2 protein-coding genes are annotated in these 2,178 nt (G+C 78.5%); both read left to right on the forward strand.

Translation table 11 applies throughout. The features are described from left to right. A partial coding sequence (locus ACFQ11_RS37590; RefSeq protein ID WP_378307712.1) for a hypothetical protein occupies positions 1-1,103 on the forward strand: 1,103 nt, incomplete at its 5' end. Beyond that, positions 1,100-2,178 (forward strand): M48 family metalloprotease (locus ACFQ11_RS37595; RefSeq protein WP_378307713.1); only part of this gene is annotated, 1,079 nt, incomplete at its 3' end. The genes ACFQ11_RS37590 and ACFQ11_RS37595, both read left to right, overlap by 4 nt.

Consider the following 2,178-nt stretch of genomic DNA (forward strand, 5'->3'; position numbering starts at 1 on the left):
CGTTCGAGCCCGCGCACGCCGCAGCCGCGCTCGACCGCCGCGCCGCCGCCGTCCGCTCGGGCGACCGCGCCGCGTTCCTCGCGACCGTCGCCGCCGCGCCCCCGCGGTTCCGCGCCGCGGAGGCGCGCCGCTTCGACAACCTGCGCCGGCTCCCCCTCGGCGGCTGGCGCGAGGAGCTCGTCGACCCCCGCCTCGACGAGGACGGCGACGCGGTGGTCGTCCGCGTCGAGACCCGCTACCGGTTCCGCGGCTTCGACGACGGCGACGCCGCGCGCGTCCGCCAGCTGACGTTCGCGCCGCGCTCCGGCGCGTGGGCCGTGACCGGCGACGGCTCGGCCCGGGGGTTCGCCGACGACGCCGCCGTCTGGGACGCGGGCCCGCTCACCGTCGTCGAGGGGGCCGCGAGCCTCGTCATCGGCGACACGGCCGGACTGGACGACCTGGCGGCGCTGCTCGACGCCGCGGTGCCCGCCGTGACCGGCGTCGTCGGGACCGGCTGGGCGCGCCGCGCGGTGGCGCTCGCCCCCGCCGACCCCGGGCTGGCCGGCGGCCTCGCCGGGCCCGGGACGGACGTCGCGTCGTTCGCCGCGCTCGCCGCCGTCGCCCCCGGCCCCGGCGGGAAGGGCGGCGCGGACCGCGTGGTCGTCTCCCCCGCGACGTTCGGCCGCCTCAACGGCCTCGGCCGCCGCGTCGTCCTCACGCACGAGCTGACCCACGTCGCGACCGGCGGCGCCCGCGACGACACGACCCCGCTGTGGCTCATCGAGGGATTCGCCGACTACGTCGGGTACCGCGGCACCGGCATCGGCGTCCGCGACGCCGCCGCCGAGCTGCGCCGCGAGGTGGCGGCCGGGCGGACGCCCGCGCGGCTGCCCGCGCCGGACGACTTCGTCGGCGGCGCGCGGCGGCTGTCGCAGGCGTACCAGGAGGCCTGGCTCGCCTGCCGGATGATCGCGGAGCGGTACGGTGAGGCGGCGCTCGTCCGGCTCTACCGGGCCGCCGGGCGCACCCCCGTCGAGACCGCGCTGCGCGAGGAGCTGGGACTCACCCCGGACGGCTTCACCGAGCGGTGGCGCGCCTACCTGACGAAGGAGCTCACGTGAGCCGGCAGGACGGGCGCCTCCGGCGCCCCCGGATCGCCGCGGCCGTCACCGCCGCCGCGCTGTTCGCCGCGGTCGGGACCGTCCTGGCCCTCACCACCCCGTGGCACCCGCTGCCCGGCCCCGTCCCCGGCGGCCGCACCGCGCCGGACCCGTCCGCGGACTACTCCCCCGCCGAGATCGCCCGCAGCGCGGCGTTCGACTCGGCGATCAACCCGCCCGCGTACGCGGGGCTCGCCGCCGGGCTCCTGGTCGTCCTCGTCCTCGGGCTGACCCCGCTGGGCGCGCGGATCGTCCGGTTCGCGACGGCGCGCGTCCCGTTCCGGTGGCTCCGGGTCCTCGCCGCGACCGCGGCGGTGACGACGCTGCTGTGGCTCGCCGGCCTGCCGTTCGGCGTCTGGGGCGAGACGGTGCTGCGCGACTACGGGCTGTCCACCCAGGGCTGGTCCGCGTGGTTCGTGGACGAGCTGAAGTCCCTCGGGCTCACGTGGGCCGTCTACGGTCTCGTGCTGCTGCTCCTGTACGCGGTGGTGCGCCGTTTCCCCCGCTACTGGTGGGCGGGCGCGGCGGCCGGCGGCTTCACGCTCGTCGTCGCGGCGTCGTTCGCCTACCCCGTGGTGGTGGAGCCGGTCTTCAACAGGTTCCACTCGCTGCCCGAGGGACGGCTGCGCTCCGACCTGCTGGCGATGGCCGAACGCGACGGCGTCCCCGTCGAGGACGTGCTCGTCGCCGACGCGTCCCGCAGGACGACCTCGCTGAACGCCTACGTGTCGGGGTTCGGCTCGACGCGCCGGATCGTCCTGTACGACACGCTGCTGGAGTCGCCGCCGGAGCGGGTCGAGTCCATCGTCGGGCACGAACTGGGCCACGCCGACGACGGGGACGTGCTGTGGGGGACGCTCGTCGGCGCGCTCGCCGTCGCGGGCGGCGTGTGCCTGCTGTACCCGCTGATGACGTCGCCGCGGCTGCTGCGCCGCGCGGGCGTCGTCCGGCGCGGCGGCCGCGGCGGCGGCGCGGGCGGCGGCGCGGGCGGCGGCGACGGGAACGCCGGCGGCGCCGAGGGCGATCCGGGCGCCCC

The organism is Actinomadura sediminis (genome assembly GCF_042675525.1).
Classification (GTDB): Bacteria; Actinomycetota; Actinomycetes; order Streptosporangiales; family Streptosporangiaceae; genus Spirillospora; species Spirillospora sediminis.